This is a genomic window from Fulvimarina manganoxydans, from assembly GCF_900176465.1.
Lineage (GTDB): Bacteria > Pseudomonadota > Alphaproteobacteria > Rhizobiales > Rhizobiaceae > Fulvimarina > Fulvimarina manganoxydans.
The window spans coordinates 447,538-461,016 of record NZ_FWXR01000001.1 but is presented as its reverse complement, the minus strand read 5'-3'; the positions used below and the strand labels follow the sequence as shown (position 1 = coordinate 461,016).

General features: G+C 62.8%; 16 protein-coding genes and 1 tRNA gene. 7 read left to right on the top strand and 10 right to left on the bottom strand.

Translation table 11 applies throughout. The features are described from left to right. Positions 1-148 precede the first annotated feature (148 nt). From tsf to B9A15_RS02070, 3 genes are all read right to left on the bottom strand, one after another. Positions 149-1,072 carry a translation elongation factor Ts gene (gene tsf, locus B9A15_RS02080; RefSeq protein ID WP_084408285.1) on the bottom strand — a complete coding sequence of 308 codons (924 nt, stop codon included), beginning with the start codon at positions 1,070-1,072 and terminating at the stop codon, positions 149-151. 291 nt (positions 1,073-1,363) lie between these two features. Further along, positions 1,364-2,149, bottom strand: coding sequence for a 30S ribosomal protein S2 (rpsB, locus tag B9A15_RS02075; protein ID WP_084408284.1), 786 nt, complete (start codon positions 2,147-2,149; stop codon positions 1,364-1,366). Positions 2,150-2,336: 187 nt separating this feature from the next. Further along, entirely contained in the window at positions 2,337-3,179 is an 843-nt protein-coding gene (locus B9A15_RS02070) for an EipB family protein (RefSeq protein WP_084408283.1), read from the bottom strand. A gap of 140 nt (positions 3,180-3,319) precedes the next feature. Here B9A15_RS02070 and B9A15_RS02065 point away from each other — a divergent pair, with 140 nt between their 5' ends. The 4 genes from B9A15_RS02065 to B9A15_RS02050 all read left to right on the top strand — a co-directional run bounded on the left by B9A15_RS02065 (position 3,320) and on the right by B9A15_RS02050 (position 6,326). After that, positions 3,320-3,787 carry a RidA family protein gene (locus B9A15_RS02065; protein ID WP_084408282.1) on the top strand — a complete coding sequence of 156 codons (468 nt, stop codon included), beginning with the start codon at positions 3,320-3,322 and terminating at the stop codon, positions 3,785-3,787. Next, positions 3,784-4,521 (top strand): glycerophosphodiester phosphodiesterase family protein, encoded by a 738-nt coding sequence (locus B9A15_RS02060; protein ID WP_084408281.1) that lies wholly within the window; start codon positions 3,784-3,786, stop codon positions 4,519-4,521. The genes B9A15_RS02065 and B9A15_RS02060 overlap by 4 nt, the downstream gene beginning before the upstream one ends. Positions 4,522-4,578: 57 nt before the next feature. Next, complete coding sequence (locus B9A15_RS02055) at positions 4,579-5,781, top strand: GNAT family N-acetyltransferase (protein ID WP_139798154.1); 1,203 nt, start codon at positions 4,579-4,581, stop codon at positions 5,779-5,781. Positions 5,782-5,903: 122 nt separating this feature from the next. Beyond that, entirely contained in the window at positions 5,904-6,326 is a 423-nt protein-coding gene (locus tag B9A15_RS02050) for an HIT family protein (RefSeq protein WP_084408280.1), read from the top strand. A 41-nt stretch (positions 6,327-6,367) separates the two neighbouring features. On the opposite strand, the gene B9A15_RS02045 is transcribed toward B9A15_RS02050, so the two are convergent. The 3 genes from B9A15_RS02045 to B9A15_RS02040 all read right to left on the bottom strand — a co-directional run bounded on the left by B9A15_RS02045 (position 6,368) and on the right by B9A15_RS02040 (position 7,411). Further along, positions 6,368-6,452: transfer RNA gene (locus B9A15_RS02045), tRNA-Leu, on the bottom strand. 94 nt (positions 6,453-6,546) lie between these two features. Beyond that, entirely contained in the window at positions 6,547-6,678 is a 132-nt protein-coding gene (locus B9A15_RS23585) for a hypothetical protein (RefSeq protein ID WP_280173771.1), read from the bottom strand. Then, positions 6,665-7,411, bottom strand: a complete 747-nt coding sequence (locus tag B9A15_RS02040; protein WP_170923133.1) for a Crp/Fnr family transcriptional regulator — start codon at positions 7,409-7,411, stop codon at positions 6,665-6,667. Before B9A15_RS02040 ends, B9A15_RS23585 begins: the two co-directional genes overlap by 14 nt. A 427-nt stretch (positions 7,412-7,838) precedes the next feature. On the opposite strand from B9A15_RS02040, the gene B9A15_RS02035 reads away from it, so the two are divergent. Then, positions 7,839-8,465 carry a hypothetical protein gene (locus tag B9A15_RS02035; RefSeq protein ID WP_084408278.1) on the top strand — a complete coding sequence of 209 codons (627 nt, stop codon included), beginning with the start codon at positions 7,839-7,841 and terminating at the stop codon, positions 8,463-8,465. A 42-nt stretch (positions 8,466-8,507) separates the two neighbouring features. Here B9A15_RS02035 and B9A15_RS22800 read toward each other — a convergent pair whose 3' ends face one another. Genes B9A15_RS22800 through ureC form a run of 3 tightly spaced genes read right to left on the bottom strand, consistent with a single transcriptional unit; the run spans position 8,508 to position 11,193 of the window. Next, positions 8,508-8,909, bottom strand: a complete 402-nt coding sequence (locus tag B9A15_RS22800) for an MliC family protein (RefSeq protein WP_210190464.1) — start codon at positions 8,907-8,909, stop codon at positions 8,508-8,510. Positions 8,910-8,922: 13 nt separating this feature from the next. Continuing rightward, positions 8,923-9,459, bottom strand: a complete 537-nt coding sequence (locus B9A15_RS02025) for a DUF29 domain-containing protein (RefSeq protein WP_244556756.1) — start codon at positions 9,457-9,459, stop codon at positions 8,923-8,925. Positions 9,460-9,480: 21 nt separating this feature from the next. After that, a complete protein-coding gene (gene ureC / locus B9A15_RS02020; RefSeq protein WP_084408454.1) occupies positions 9,481-11,193 on the bottom strand; it encodes an urease subunit alpha in 1,713 nt (570 codons plus the stop codon). 164 nt (positions 11,194-11,357) lie between these two features. On the opposite strand from ureC, the gene B9A15_RS02015 reads away from it, so the two are divergent. Then, a complete protein-coding gene (locus B9A15_RS02015) occupies positions 11,358-11,834 on the top strand; it encodes a hypothetical protein (RefSeq protein ID WP_139798152.1) in 477 nt (158 codons plus the stop codon). Positions 11,835-11,965: 131 nt separating this feature from the next. Further along, positions 11,966-12,523 (top strand): hypothetical protein, encoded by a 558-nt coding sequence (locus B9A15_RS22365; RefSeq protein ID WP_139798151.1) that lies wholly within the window; start codon positions 11,966-11,968, stop codon positions 12,521-12,523. 37 nt (positions 12,524-12,560) lie between these two features. Here the strand turns inward: B9A15_RS22365 and B9A15_RS02005 are convergent, their stop codons facing one another. Next, positions 12,561-13,478: a patatin-like phospholipase family protein gene (locus B9A15_RS02005; RefSeq protein ID WP_084408274.1), complete on the bottom strand. Its 918-nt coding sequence runs from the start codon at positions 13,476-13,478 to the stop codon at positions 12,561-12,563. Position 13,479 lies beyond the last annotated feature (1 nt).

Here is a 13,479-nt window from a genome sequence, read left to right as displayed (position 1 = left end):
GGACAGGTCCGGCAAAAACGCCATCGACATCGACAGTTGGCCGCATCAAGCATCGCAAGGCCCGGCCAAACGACGCGGTTCCTTGCGATACAGGAAGGGCGCCCGCTTGTGAAGCGGACGCCCGAATTTCGAAAAACCGAAAGAGGTCTCAGCGGCCGGCGGCCTGCGCCACTTCCGCCGCGAAATCGCTGGCCTCGCGCTCGATGCCTTCGCCGAGAGCGAAGCGAACGAAGGAGACGATCTTGGCCGGAGCGCCGAAGTCCTTAGCCGCCTCTTCGAGCGCCTTCTCGACCGTGAGGTCGGGATTGATCACGAAGGCCTGCTTGAGAAGAGCGACTTCCTCGTAGAACTTGCGGAGGCGGCCTTCGACCATCTTGTCGATGATGTTTTCCGGCTTACCCGACGCACGCGCCTGCTCGGAGAAGATCGCGCGCTCACGCTCGACCGTCTCGGCCGGAACCTGATCCGGCGACAGGGCGACAGGGTTCGTCGCAGCCACATGCATCGCGACCTGGCGACCGAACGCGGCGATCTTGTCCTTGTCGCCAGCCGACTCGATGGCGACGAGCACGCCGAGCTTGCCGAGACCGTCGACGACCTGGTTGTGGATATAGGTGGCGACGACGCCCTCACCGACCGAGAGCTTGGCCGTACGGCGCAGCTGGATGTTCTCGCCGATCGTTGCGACGGCGTCCTTTACGGCGTCACCCACCGGCTTGCCAGCGCCCGGATAGGCGGCGGCGGAGACGGCCTCGACCGTTCCGTCGGTCGTAAGAGCAACTTCTGCGACCGTCTTGACGAGCGACTGGAAGGCTTCGTTGCGCGCAACGAAGTCCGTCTCGGAATTGACCTCGACCACGACCGCAGAGGCGCCGTCGGCGGCAACGCCCACGAGACCTTCGGCTGCCGTGCGGCCGGACTTCTTGTCAGCCTTGGCGATACCCTTCGCGCGAAGCCAATCGACCGCGGCCTCCATGTCGCCATTGGCCTCGGCGAGCGCGGTCTTGCAGTCCATCATGCCTGCGCCGGTCTTCTCGCGCAGTTCCTTCACCATCGAAGCGGAGATAGCCATATCGTCCTCTGTCCATATGAGACTGGCGGCCCCGGAAGGCGCTTTCCCTCCTGCGGCCGGAAAAAATTGTGTCGCCACACCTAGCCCGCTGCCATGAGCGACCGCATCCGGTCCGAAGGCGCGAGTCGGCGCACCTGCCCTTGCTGGAACGGGTGCGCCAGAAATGTGACGTCCTGATTACCGCACGACATGGCGTGCGGAACACTGATGTCCGATGCCAGGGCCCACAAGGGCCTGCATCCGGGCCATGAAACGAGAACGGCGCCAGAGGCGCCGTTCCGACCTTGGCCGTTAGGCTGCGGCGTCGTTCGCCTGCTCAGCCGGCGCCTCGTCCAGCATCTCGACCGGCGCGTCTTCCATGGCGCCGATGTCCATGCCCGTGTCGCCCTGCTGGCGCGCGATACCGTCGACGGCGGCGCGAGCGATCAAGTCGCAATAGAGCGCGATGGCGCGTGAGGCGTCGTCATTGCCCGGGATCGGATAGTCGACACGTGCGGGATCGCAGTTGGAATCGACGATCGCGACAACCGGGATATTGAGCCGGCGCGCCTCGTCGATCGCAATCGACTCCTTGTTGGTGTCGATGATGAAGATCATGTCCGGCACGCCGCCCATGTCGCGGATACCGCCGAGGGCGCGCTCGAGCTTGTCACGCTCGCGGGTCAGCGTCAGACGCTCCTTCTTGGTGAAGCCCTGGGCTTCGCCGGCCAGGAGTTCGTCGAGACGACGCAGGCGCTGGATCGAATGGGAAATCGTCTTCCAGTTTGTCAGCATGCCGCCGAGCCAGCGGGCATTGACGTAGTACTGGGCCGAACGCTGGGCTGCGTCGGCGACGAGATCGGACGCCTGGCGCTTGGTGCCGACGAAGAGCACACGACCGCCGCGCGCGACCGTGTCGGACACGGCCTGAAGGGCGCGATGAAGCAGCGGAACGGTCTGCGCCAGATCCAGGATATGGATGTTGTTGCGGGCGCCGAAGATGTACGGAGCCATCTTCGGGTTCCAGCGATGGGTCTGGTGACCGAAGTGAACGCCGGCTTCGAGAAGCTGGCGCATGGAGTAGTCGGGAAGTGCCATTGTCTTGCCTTTTCCGGTTAAGCCTCCACGGGATCGAGCGAAGAATTCGCCACCGGTGGACGGAAGCGCCTTCGCGAAAAGACGCGTGCCGTCCGGTTCCCGTGTGTGGAATGAGGGCGCCGGTACCCCATCCGCCGCCAAAAGGCAAGCCGGGCGCTGCGCCGCTCGTCCCTTTATGGGGGTGTCATCACCCCTTTTCAATCTCACCGGCTTCGCAGGCGGGTGCGTCGAGATAGGTCAGTTCGTTCAAGCGCCCCTGAAGCGAATAACCCTGGAAGCTGAGGGTGAGGTCGTCGGAGACGCCATTGGCATAGAGCGTATAGGCGGTGCGGAAATCGGGCTCGGCGTCGGCCTGCTCGGCGCCGCTGTAATAGGCTTCGGAGACGCGCCAGCGATCGAGGCCATCCAGGCGTTGCGCGAATTTCGCGGCTTCGTCTGGATCGCCCGCCCCGGCCTCACCGTCCTTGGCCGGTGCCGCCGAGATGATGGCCGTCGAGCGTGTCAGCTTGCGCGCATCGGGATCGCCGTCGAAGATGGCGGCTTCATGGACGAAGGCGCCATCCTCGGCTGCGGCAATGAGCGTGCGCGTATGGGCAACGGGGAAAGCGGCGAGTGGAATATCGACGGTCTCGACTGTGGGCGCCTCATAGGCGACCATCGTCGTCTGGCCGCTGGAGGTCGCAGTGCCGACCGAGCGCTGGCTCTCGGTGCCATCCACATAGGTCTTCATATCGAAGGTGAAGCGATCGCCCCTGCGTGTCTCGCTCGCCTTGGTCTGCTGATCGGTGACCACCACGTCCTGCGGACTGATGAAGCGCGCCACAAAGCGATAATCGAGTTCGAAGGTCTCGCAGTCCGGCCGGGTCATCTCCACGACGATACGGCCTTCTACCGAATCGATATCGGCGGGCTCTCCCGCAAGGCTCACATCATAGACAGCCCGATGCGGGACGAGATCGACCGCAGCGGCGGCGTTCGGGACCCAAGCGGCACCGCCGGCAAGAAGGATGGAAATCAGGCGTAGGATCATTTGGAAACTCTTTCTCTCCACCCGCCTATCGGCTAGGCCTTTCCGAAAAATCGGGGCTGCTCGACGCCGATGCCCTCAGTGGCGCGATAGGCACCCTGCGCAACGCAACAGGCCCTCGACGGCCAGAACACGAGGACATTATGGCCCATACGATCGAATCGCGGCTTTCGGAAGCCGGTATCACATTGCCGGACGCCGCAGCACCCGCTGCCAATTATGTCTCCTATGTCCATTTCGGGACGAGCCTGCAGACATCGGGCCAGCTGCCGATGGAAAACGGCAAGCTCGCCATGACCGGCAAGCTCGGCGGCACCGTCTCCCTCGAAGACGGCCAAAAGGCCGCCAAACTCTGCGCCATCAACATTCTCGCCCAGGCCAAGGCAGCGCTCGGCGGCGACTGGGACCGGCTCGGCCGTCTCCTGAAGCTGACCGTCTTCGTCGCCAGCGAGGCGAGCTTCACCGAACAGCACAAGGTCGCCAATGGCGCGTCCGACTTCATGGTCGAGATCCTCGGCGACATCGGGCGCCATGCCCGCTCGGCGGTCGGCGTCCCGGCGCTGCCACTGGATGCCCCGGTCGAGATCGAGGCGCTGTTCGAAATCCAATGACCCGGCGCACCCCGTCCGTTAAGGCCAGGTGGCTGACCGCCCTGCCCTTTGCCCATCGCGGCCTGCATGACGGCAACCGCTCGGTGCCCGAGAACTCGCTTGCCGCCGCCCATGCCGCGATCGAAGCGGGCTACGGGATCGAATGCGATCTGCAATTCTGCGCGGACGGGGTACCGATCGTCTTTCACGACGACGTGCTCGAGCGGCTGACAGGCCGTTCTGGCTCGGTTCGCGACCTGACATCGCAAGAGGCCACGGCTTTGACGCTCTGTGGGACCGACGAGCCTGTACCACTCTTCGCGGAGTTGCTCGCTCTCGTTGCGGGCCGAGTGCCGCTGCTTGTTGAACTCAAAGCTTGTCCGGAGCGCGACGCGACCGGCTTCGTCGAAGCCGTCGTCGCAGCGCTTCAAAATTATGACGGTCCGCTAGCCCTGATGTCCTTTGATTATGGTCTGGTCGATGCATGCCGAGGCCGTGCTCCTTCGAGCGTTCCTGTCGGGCTGACGGCAGAGGGCAGCCAACCGGACGAGCTCTCGGCCCATGACGATGCTCTGGCCAAGGGCTTCGACTTCGTCTCCTATGATCACGCGGCGATGCCCAACGCCTTTCTTGACGAGGTCGCCGCGCGGGGCCTCCACATTCTTTGTTGGACCATTCGCAGCGAGGCCGAAGCGAGCCGCGCGCGTCAAACGGCGGATCAGATCACATTCGAAGGCTTTCGCCCCTCGATTTGACGACGCGGCAAAGAGAAGCGCTTGCCGCCATGGGCACGGCTCCATAAGTCCTTGCCCATGACCATGGACCGGCAGCCCGACAGGGCTACGTTATCGCTACGCGTCGTCGACGCCATCCAATCGATCCCCGCCGAGCGCTGGGACGCATTGGCCGAGACTGCCCCCGGCGGCGAAGAACAGCCGAAGCCCGCCAATCCCTTCCTGTCCCACGCCTTTCTCTCGGCGCTCGAAGACAGCACTTGCGTCGGCGAGCGGGCCGGATGGATACCGCAACATCTCGTTCTGGAAGATAGCGAGGGCGCGATCCTCGCCATCGCGCCGGCCTATCTGAAGAGCCATAGCCAAGGCGAATATGTCTTCGACTATGGCTGGGCCGACGCCTTTCAGCGGGCGGGCGGGCGCTATTATCCGAAGCTCCAGCTCTCCGTACCCTTCACGCCGGCGACGGGGCCTCGGCTCCTCGTCGGACATGGGGAGGAGGCCGGACTTCGGCGCCATGCGCTCGTGCAAGGGCTCGAAGCCTATTGCGATCAGACCGGCGTATCCTCCGCCCATGCGACATTCCTGACCGAAGCCGATCTCACCGTCATGGAGTCGTCCGAATGGCTGCACCGAACGGATCAGCAATTCCACTTCTTCAATCGAGGCTATGACAGCTACGAAGATTTCCTGGAGCAGCTCGCCTCGCGCAAACGCAAAAATCTGCGCAAGGAACGCGCGAGCGCAATCGAGAACGGCATCGAAATCGAGTGGCTGACGGGAAGCGATCTCACCGAGCGCGCCTGGGACGCCTTCTACGAATTCTATATGGATACAGGCAGCCGCAAATGGGGTCGGCCCTACCTCAATCGGCGCTTCTTCAGTCTGATTTCCGAGCGCATGGCCGACCGGATTTTGCTGGTGATGGCCCGGCGCCAGGGGCGCTATATTGCCGGCGCGCTCAATTTCATCGGCGCCGAAACGCTCTATGGCCGCAACTGGGGCTGCATCGAGGACCATCCTTTCCTGCATTTCGAGGTCTGCTACCACCAGGCCATCGATTTCGCGATCGAGCACAAGCTCGCGGTCGTCGAGGCGGGCGCACAAGGGCAGCATAAGATCGCTCGAGGCTACGAACCGGTGACCACCCATTCGGCCCATCACATCCGCCATCCCGGCTTGCGAGCGGCGGTCTCCGATTATCTGGAAGCCGAGCGCATGGAAGTTGACGAGATCGGCGCCATTCTCGGCGGACACACGCCCTTCAGGAAGGGCGATTGACCTTTGCGAAAGAGCTAAATCGGCGCCCCTTCCAAGGGTGACACTCATGGAAATCCGAGGCCGTCCCGCTAATGTCCAGATGACGCGCGCCGATCGGAATCGGCCTTCTTTGGGGGACCCACATGACGACCTATGACGACAGCAACATCTTCGCCAAGATCATTCGCGGTGATATCCCAGCCATCAAGCTCTATGAGGACGAGAACACGCTCGCCATCATGGACATTATGCCGGAATCGAAAGGCCACTGCCTGGTGATCCCGAAGGCGCCATCCCGCAACCTTCTCGATGCGTCCGACCAGGCTCTTGCGGCCGCCATGCCCGTTGTGCGCAAGCTCGCCAATGCCGCCAAGACGGCCTTTGCGGCCGATGGCGTCCGCGTCATCCAGTATAACGAAGCGCCGGCCGGCCAGACCGTGTTCCACCTCCACATCCACATCATCCCGATCTATGAGGGCGTCGCGCTGAAAAAGCATGCCATGGGCGAGGTCGATCAAGAAACGATCAAGGCCGATGCGGAAGCCATCCGCGCCGCCCTGGATTGAGGACGTGGCGGTTCAGCTAGAAGAGTATCGTCGTCAGAGATTGGTGCGGGCGGCGGGACTCGAACCCGCACGCCTTGCGGCTCGGCATTTTAAGTGCCGTGCGTCTACCGGTTCCGCCACGCCCGCAATCGCCGAAACGCTACTCGATCGCAGCGGGTGATGCCAGCCTCTCGTCATGGCCGAGGCGCTCATTTTCCAAGACGCTTAGGCAATGATGGCGTCAGAGCATCAGGTGTTCAATCGGCATCGCCAGATGCGCTTGATTGCCTTGATCCCGTGCCGGATGGCCGCGAAGCCCGCGCCCCTTTTTCGCCCAGCGCTCTGGCAAGCTCGCGCTCTCAAACTTCGCCATTTTCGAGATCGCTCCCCGACCGCTGACGCCTAAGGTGGAGATATTGCGGATTGAACTGACCGAGATCGCGAAGGCCGGCCAGATCCAGAACCCTCAGCCAACGTCCCTCGAAAGCGATCAGTCCGCGATCGCGCAGATCGGCCATAGTTCGATTGGTGTGGACCGTGGTGATGCCCAGCGCGTCGCTCAACTCGTTCTGGGTGATCGGCATATGGAAGGACCGATCCTCGACAAGTCCGACCGCCTCCAGCCGCGTGTAGAGCTCGCAGATGAGATGCGCCATGTTCCGGTCGGCCATGCGACGGCCGAGCCCGACGATCCATTCCCGCATCACCGATTCGTCCGCAAGACTTGCCCAGACCAGCCCGTCGATCACGCGCGGATGCCGGCTCGCGAGTTTAGTGATCGTGCTCGGCGGAATTTCGACGATCATACAAGGAGAGACCGAGGCGATCCCGTGATCCATCTCCTGCAGACGGGTGATGTGCGGATTGCATAGATCGCCGGGCACCAGGAAGGCCGTGATCTGACGGCTTCCGTCGCGCAGAAGTTTGTAGCGGCAGGCGATGCCCTCCATCACAACGCGGACGCAGTCCGGCCGATCGCCCTCATGGATGATATCCGTCCGCCGCGGAACCTCGCGGGTATCCGATGTGATGGCTTGAAGCACGGCGCGGTCATCACTGGAGAGATCGACGGGATGGGAAAGGCGAAGAATGAGCGGGTTCTGCAAGGTGTTATCTGCGTTGCGGGTGGTCGGCGATACCTCCCCGCTTCCGCCATCGCGCGAAACAAAATATGTTAATGGCTTGGCCGTTTCAGTTGAGAATATTTGTAGCTTGGCATGGTTCGCCAAGGGGCGACGATAACCTCCGGCGCATCACGCCACTTGAGCGAAAGGCGTTTCCTCAACGTCATTCGAACGTCCAGACGTGAGCGGGATAGGATGGCTTGGGACTCAGTGCGCAATTGCCCATCCGCGCCAGTGCATTGCTGTAAACTGAGACGCGGCGGAAGCGGGGCTTCTCGCCGTGCCGAGTATCAGAGCCCGCGCGGCGCTCGAGCGACTTGGAAATTCGTGCCGTGAAGCGATCAAACGGATTTCGTATCAAAGCAGTCGCCCGCCCTCGCTGACTTCTCATGGTAACTGGAAGATCGTCATGCCGCTCCAGAACCGGGTAACGCCGGAAGGCGACTTTGTCGCGCACCCATCTCGCTCCGGCCTCTTCATGGGCAATCGCGGCATTCTGCATGATGAGACCAAACAGCTCGGCTCGGCGCGCTGGCGCCACAAGCATTGGATCATCTGCCGCCTTGTCTTCGCCGGTCGGCAGCGTGAAATGATGTCCAAAGGTGCTTATACCGAATTGTTCTTTCTCGACGAAGCGGTGGCTCTGGCAGCCGGCCATCGCCCCTGCGCCGAATGCCGCAGAGAGGCCTTCAAGGCCTTTCAGGCCGCCTTTGCCGGGCCGGGCAAGGAGCCGATGTCGGCAAAGGCGATGGATGACGCTCTGCATCGGATGCGAATCGACAAACGCACCAAAGCGCCGAGCCGTGCGGGGCTTGCCGCCGAGACGCTGCCCGACGGTGCCTTTATCCGAATGGAGAACGAAAGCTGGCTAATCCTTGGAAAGAACCGTCTTCGTTACCGACCATCGGGATATGACAAGACCGAGCCGAGGCCGTCCGGGCTCGTGCCAGTCCTAACACCGCTACCGAGCCTCGCCGCCCTTCGCAATGGCTATCGGCCCGTCCTGCACGAATCGGCAACAAGGCTCAGTGGCTAAGACGAAACGACACCCGTCTGCCCTTTCGCGCCAACTCTCGCCTCAGCGTGTCACGCGGCAGACGGTCGTCTCGGATGACTCTTTTCGCCGCTCGCTATAGAGATCGCCACGTGGGCCCTTGGTCCACCACACCCATTCGCCGGACACATATTTCGCCCCCGAGGCCGAGAGAGTGGAGACGAACAAGCGAGGACTGCCCTCGACGGGCAGGATCGCCAGGTTGTTCGTCGGCATGTTGAGATATTCAACGCTCAAGGAGGTGGGCTGCGCGTCAGCCGAGGCGCGGCACTCATAGGCGACGCTCTGGCGGTCGACCGGACCATCGAGGTCGAGCGACACAGTTTCCGAGTGAGCATGGGGCGTGCCGCCGATCGCCACGAGCATCGCGCCGACGACGCTCAGGCACCGCACAGGCGTCCAACGCCGAAAATACAGCCGGCGCATCCCGCCCTGTTCTTCACGTCTCTTCCGGATAGAAGGAGTCATCCAGCAATTCGTCCATGGTGAAAGGGCAGGCATCGGGAAAAATATCGGGGTTGAGTTCCGTCTCGCCCGCAGCCTTGTCCCGAGCGATATCATAGGTCTTCGAGATCTGTTCGAGCGCGTAAGGACGCAGGCTGGGGCTGTCGTCGAGTTCTTCGTTGAGCGCACGCCGCTGCTCGCGGATCGTTCCTCTCCAACTGCTTGATCGGCCTTTCGGCTGAAATTTCCACTTGAGCAAATGCTGAAGCAGGACCGTCGTCCGCGAACTGATCTCACGCTTCTGCGATCGACCCAAATCGTGCACCTCGTCCACCAGATTCGCGACGTCCAGCGCGTCCCAGCGCCCCTCGCTGAGCGCCAGCGCCTGTTCGTTGGCCCAGAGAAAGAAATCTCCGCGATGGGTCGCCGCTGATGCCCGTCGATCGATCGTTGGCACCTGCGGGTCGGGTGAGACCACGTCGTCCGATCGCCGGTCCCACTGCAACTTGGACATTATTCCGGGCTCCATCATCAAGATCGGCGAGCGGCCCGATCAAAAGAGGAAATAGCGCTGGGCCATGGCAAGTTCCTTCGCCGGCTCGCAGGTGAGGAGTTCACCATCAGCGCGGACCTCGTAGGTCTCGGGATGGACCTCGACAGTCGGGGTCGCGCTGTTGTGGATCATGGAGGCCTTGGAGATGCCGCCGCGGGTGTTCTCGACCGCCAGGAACGTCTTGTCGCAGCCAATCCACTCCTTGAGCCCGTCCTCGATCGCCGCTTGGCTGACGAAGGTGACGCCGGACGCGCCGACCGCCTTGCCGAAGGCGCCGAACATCGGCCGGTAATGGACCGGCTGGGGCGTCGGGATGGAGGCGTTGGGATCGCCCATGGGCGCCGCGACGATCATGCCGCCGAGAAGCACCATCATCGGCTTCACACCGAAGAAGGCCGGATCCCAGAGAACGAGATCGGCGCGCTTGCCGACCTCGATCGAGCCGATCTCCTTGGACATGCCATGGGCGATCGCCGGATTGATGGTGTATTTCGCCACATAGCGTTTGGCGCGAACATTGTCGTTCTCACCGCTCTCGTCGGGCAGACGGCCCCGCTGGCGCTTCATCTTGTCGGCGGTCTGCCAGGTTCGGATGATGACCTCGCCGACGCGGCCCATCGCCTGTGAGTCCGACGCGATGATCGAGAAGGCTCCCATGTCGTGGAGGATGTCTTCCGCCGCAATCGTCTCCTTGCGGATGCGGCTTTCGGCAAAGGCGATGTCCTCGGGGATCGAGGCATCGAGATGGTGGCAGACCATGAGCATATCGAGATGCTCTTCCAGCGTGTTCACCGTATAGGGCCGCGTCGGATTGGTCGAAGACGGCAAAACGTTGGGCAGGCCGCAGACCTTGATGATGTCCGGCGCATGGCCCCCGCCGGCCCCTTCGGTGTGGAAAGCGTGAATCGTGCGGCCTTTGAAGGCGTCGACCGTGTTTTCGACGAAACCGGATTCGTTCAGCGTGTCCGTATGGATCATCACCTGGACGTCGAAATCGTCGGCGACGGACAGGCAATTGTCGATCGCCGCCGGCGTCGTGCCCCAGTCCTCATGCAGCTTCAGGGCGCAGGCGCCGCCTTTGATCATCTCGATCAGCGGCGCCGGCAGTGAGGCATTGCCCTTACCGGAAAAGCCGAGATTCATCGGAAAGACGTCGGTTGCCTGGATCATGCGCGCCAGATGCCAGGGCCCCGGCGTGCAGGTCGTCGCCAGCGTGCCATGGGCCGGTCCCGTGCCGCCGCCGAGCATGGTGGTGACGCCCGAAAACAGCGCCTCCTCGATCTGCTGCGGGCAGATGAAGTGGATGTGGCTGTCGAAACCGCCGGCGGTGACGATCTTGCCCTCAGCCGCGATCGCCTCGGTGCCGGGGCCGATAATGATATCGACGCCCGGCTGGGTGTCGGGATTGCCGGCCTTGCCAATGGCGACGATCCGGCCATCCTTCAGGCCGATATCGGCCTTGTAGATGCCAGTATGGTCGAGAATAAGGGCGTTGGTGATCACGGTGTCGACCGCGCCATCCGCTCTGGAATGCTGCGACTGGCCCATGCCGTCGCGGATCACCTTTCCGCCGCCGAACTTCACTTCTTCTCCATAGATGGTGAAGTCCTTCTCCACCTCGATGAACAATTCGGTATCTGCCAGCCTCACTTTGTCGCCAGTGGTCGGACCGAACATGGCGGCATATGAGGCGCGGGAGATCGTGGCGGGCATGGACGTCCTCTCGGGAATAAGGCGCTTGATCGACAAAGCGGCATTTGACCGCTTCGCTTTCAGAATAAGCACCTCGCGAAGGCTTGTCTTCCCTGAATCCGTGAAAGGCCCCATATCGATCGGCAATGGCCAAAAACCCCGCCCAAAGATTTCACAGCGATCTCGTGACCCCTCGGTGGGCGCGCCCATCGCTCGCCCTTTCCCTCGTTATCGGACTGACCGGTCTGGGCGGCGTCTCAGCCGTCTCGATCGGCGAGAGCGCCGCCCAACCGTTCGGGCCCGGTCCGGCGGGTACCCTTCCGGGAACGTCCAGCACCGGGCAGAGGATCGTCGGCGCGCCGCCACCGCCCTCCTCTGGCCTTCGCATTCCGAATGCGGAGGTTTTCGGCGACACGGTCTTGGAGCGGCAATATGGTCGCGAGTTCGACGACAGCTATCTGAAACCGAAGGTTCCGCAGCCCCAAGCCGGCAACTCCGCCACCGAGCAAGCGATCCAGGGGCGTTCAGGCCTGAGCAATCCGGCCGCGGACTTTTATTCGCGGCAAGGGCCCTCCGCGATCGGCGGCTCCAGCATTTCCGGAACCGAAAGCCGCGGGCGACGGCATCCGGCGGAAGGCGGGCGCGCGATCATTCGGCGCTGACCCGAGTGCGAGGACCTTTGTCGGAACCTCGAGCAGTCTCGCCGCTTATCTTCTGAAACCGATTGTCTTGACGACCGACGATGATAAGTCTGTCACCTTTAGACTGCGGCACGCGAATGAGGACAGGACCGATGCGCCATTTCAGCCTTCTAACCGTCGCTCTGGCCCTCGGGGCGAGCCCCGCCATGGCTCAGATCAGTTCGGGCGTCGGCTCGACGACTGGAAGCGCGACAGGCGGCATCCAGACTGGTGGCGCCTCGACCAGCAGTTCGATCGGCGGCAGCGCGACGGGAAGCGGTCTGTCATCGACGTCTCCGGGCATGTCCGGCTCGCTGTCGAACGATTCCATGTCCTCCGGAACGAGTTCGATCGGCTCCACGGGCGGCGATCTGGGACTCGGATCGACGGGCGCGACACAATCGCCATCCGATCAGAACAGCCTCACCGCCACGGAAGGGTCCTCCACCATCAACTCGATCAATGCCGATGCGCTGGCCAGGAGCGGCCAGACGGGTACATCCTCGGTGACGAGCTTCGGCGGCGAGAGCGGCAGCGACTTCCAGTCGACGCCCGGCGCTGGCAGCAATGCCGACTATCGAATTCCAGAGCCGCCCGTTGGCATCGATCTCGGCAATATCCGTTCAGGTCTCCAGAACGCCCCGAGCGCCACGCCGAAAATCGGGGAATGATCCCTTCATGATCACTGGATGACGAGGTGGCGGCGTTCTACTCCGCCGCTTGCGTGCCAAGCCCATGGGGATGGGAGGCCGTGGCGCCTTCGACGATGGCGAGCGACCGGTTATCGACACCCTTCTCACGAGCTTCGATCGCACCGGCGATCGCACGCTTCAGACCGTCCTTGATCGATAGGGTGGCCAAAAGAATTTCATCACTGCGCATGAAATCGAGGACGCGGTACGGGGAGACATAAGGCCTGACGAGAATGTCGGGCGGCGCGACCTTCACCTTCAGATCGATGATCGACTGCATCATCAATTGGGACGCACCGACCATCGCCTCCATCGTTGCCGGTACGATCGACGGATCGCCTTCCGGCCCGCCATTCACATCGCAGGCAATCAGAATATCGGCGTGATCGCGCAAGCGGTCATAGGGCAGCGGATTGTAGATGCCGCCATCGATCAGGATCCGCCCCTGGCGCTTGACCGGCCGGAAGACGGCCGGAATGGCGGCCGAGGCCGCAAGGGCCGAGAACAAATCGCCGCTATCGAGTTCGCATTCCAGACGCCGATAGAAATCGGTCGCCATGACGCCGAGGGGCGTGCGAAGCTCCTCGAAGGTCTCTGGAAGATCGTCGGGTAGGAACACGCGAACGACCCGCTCAGCGTTGAGCTGGCCGATGCGCAGGCCGCCGTCCGCCATGAAATGCTGAAAGCTCGGCGGGCGGGTTTGCCAAAGCCGCGAGATGACCTTCGGCATGTCGGCGAAGCTCTCGGTGACATAGTCGCTGATCGTCTGTGCCGAGAGACCGGCTGCATAGCCGGCTCCCATGATCGCGCCGATCGAGGAGCCGACGATGCGTGTGGGCACGAGGCCGAGTTCGTCGAGAACCGCAAGCACATGGATATGGGCGATGCCGCGAGCGCCACCGCCCCCCAGCGCGAGTCCGATCCGCGGCGCCACT

Coding starts and splice junctions, on each gene's coding strand:
- tsf (WP_084408285.1), bottom strand. CDS start 1,072: ATGGCTATCTCCGCTTCGATGGTGAAGGAACTGCGCGAGAAGACCGGC.
- rpsB (WP_084408284.1), bottom strand. CDS start 2,149: ATGGCACTTCCCGACTACTCCATGCGCCAGCTTCTCGAAGCCGGCGTT.
- B9A15_RS02070 (WP_084408283.1), bottom strand. CDS start 3,179: ATGATCCTACGCCTGATTTCCATCCTTCTTGCCGGCGGTGCCGCTTGG.
- B9A15_RS02065 (WP_084408282.1), top strand. CDS start 3,320: ATGGCCCATACGATCGAATCGCGGCTTTCGGAAGCCGGTATCACATTG.
- B9A15_RS02060 (WP_084408281.1), top strand. CDS start 3,784: ATGACCCGGCGCACCCCGTCCGTTAAGGCCAGGTGGCTGACCGCCCTG.
- B9A15_RS02055 (WP_139798154.1), top strand. CDS start 4,579: ATGACCATGGACCGGCAGCCCGACAGGGCTACGTTATCGCTACGCGTC.
- B9A15_RS02050 (WP_084408280.1), top strand. CDS start 5,904: ATGACGACCTATGACGACAGCAACATCTTCGCCAAGATCATTCGCGGT.
- B9A15_RS23585 (WP_280173771.1), bottom strand. CDS start 6,678: ATGGCGAAGTTTGAGAGCGCGAGCTTGCCAGAGCGCTGGGCGAAAAAG.
- B9A15_RS02035 (WP_084408278.1), top strand. CDS start 7,839: ATGCCGCTCCAGAACCGGGTAACGCCGGAAGGCGACTTTGTCGCGCAC.
- B9A15_RS22800 (WP_210190464.1), bottom strand. CDS start 8,909: ATGCGCCGGCTGTATTTTCGGCGTTGGACGCCTGTGCGGTGCCTGAGC.
- B9A15_RS02025 (WP_244556756.1), bottom strand. CDS start 9,459: ATGATGGAGCCCGGAATAATGTCCAAGTTGCAGTGGGACCGGCGATCG.
- ureC (WP_084408454.1), bottom strand. CDS start 11,193: ATGCCCGCCACGATCTCCCGCGCCTCATATGCCGCCATGTTCGGTCCG.
- B9A15_RS22365 (WP_139798151.1), top strand. CDS start 11,966: ATGCGCCATTTCAGCCTTCTAACCGTCGCTCTGGCCCTCGGGGCGAGC.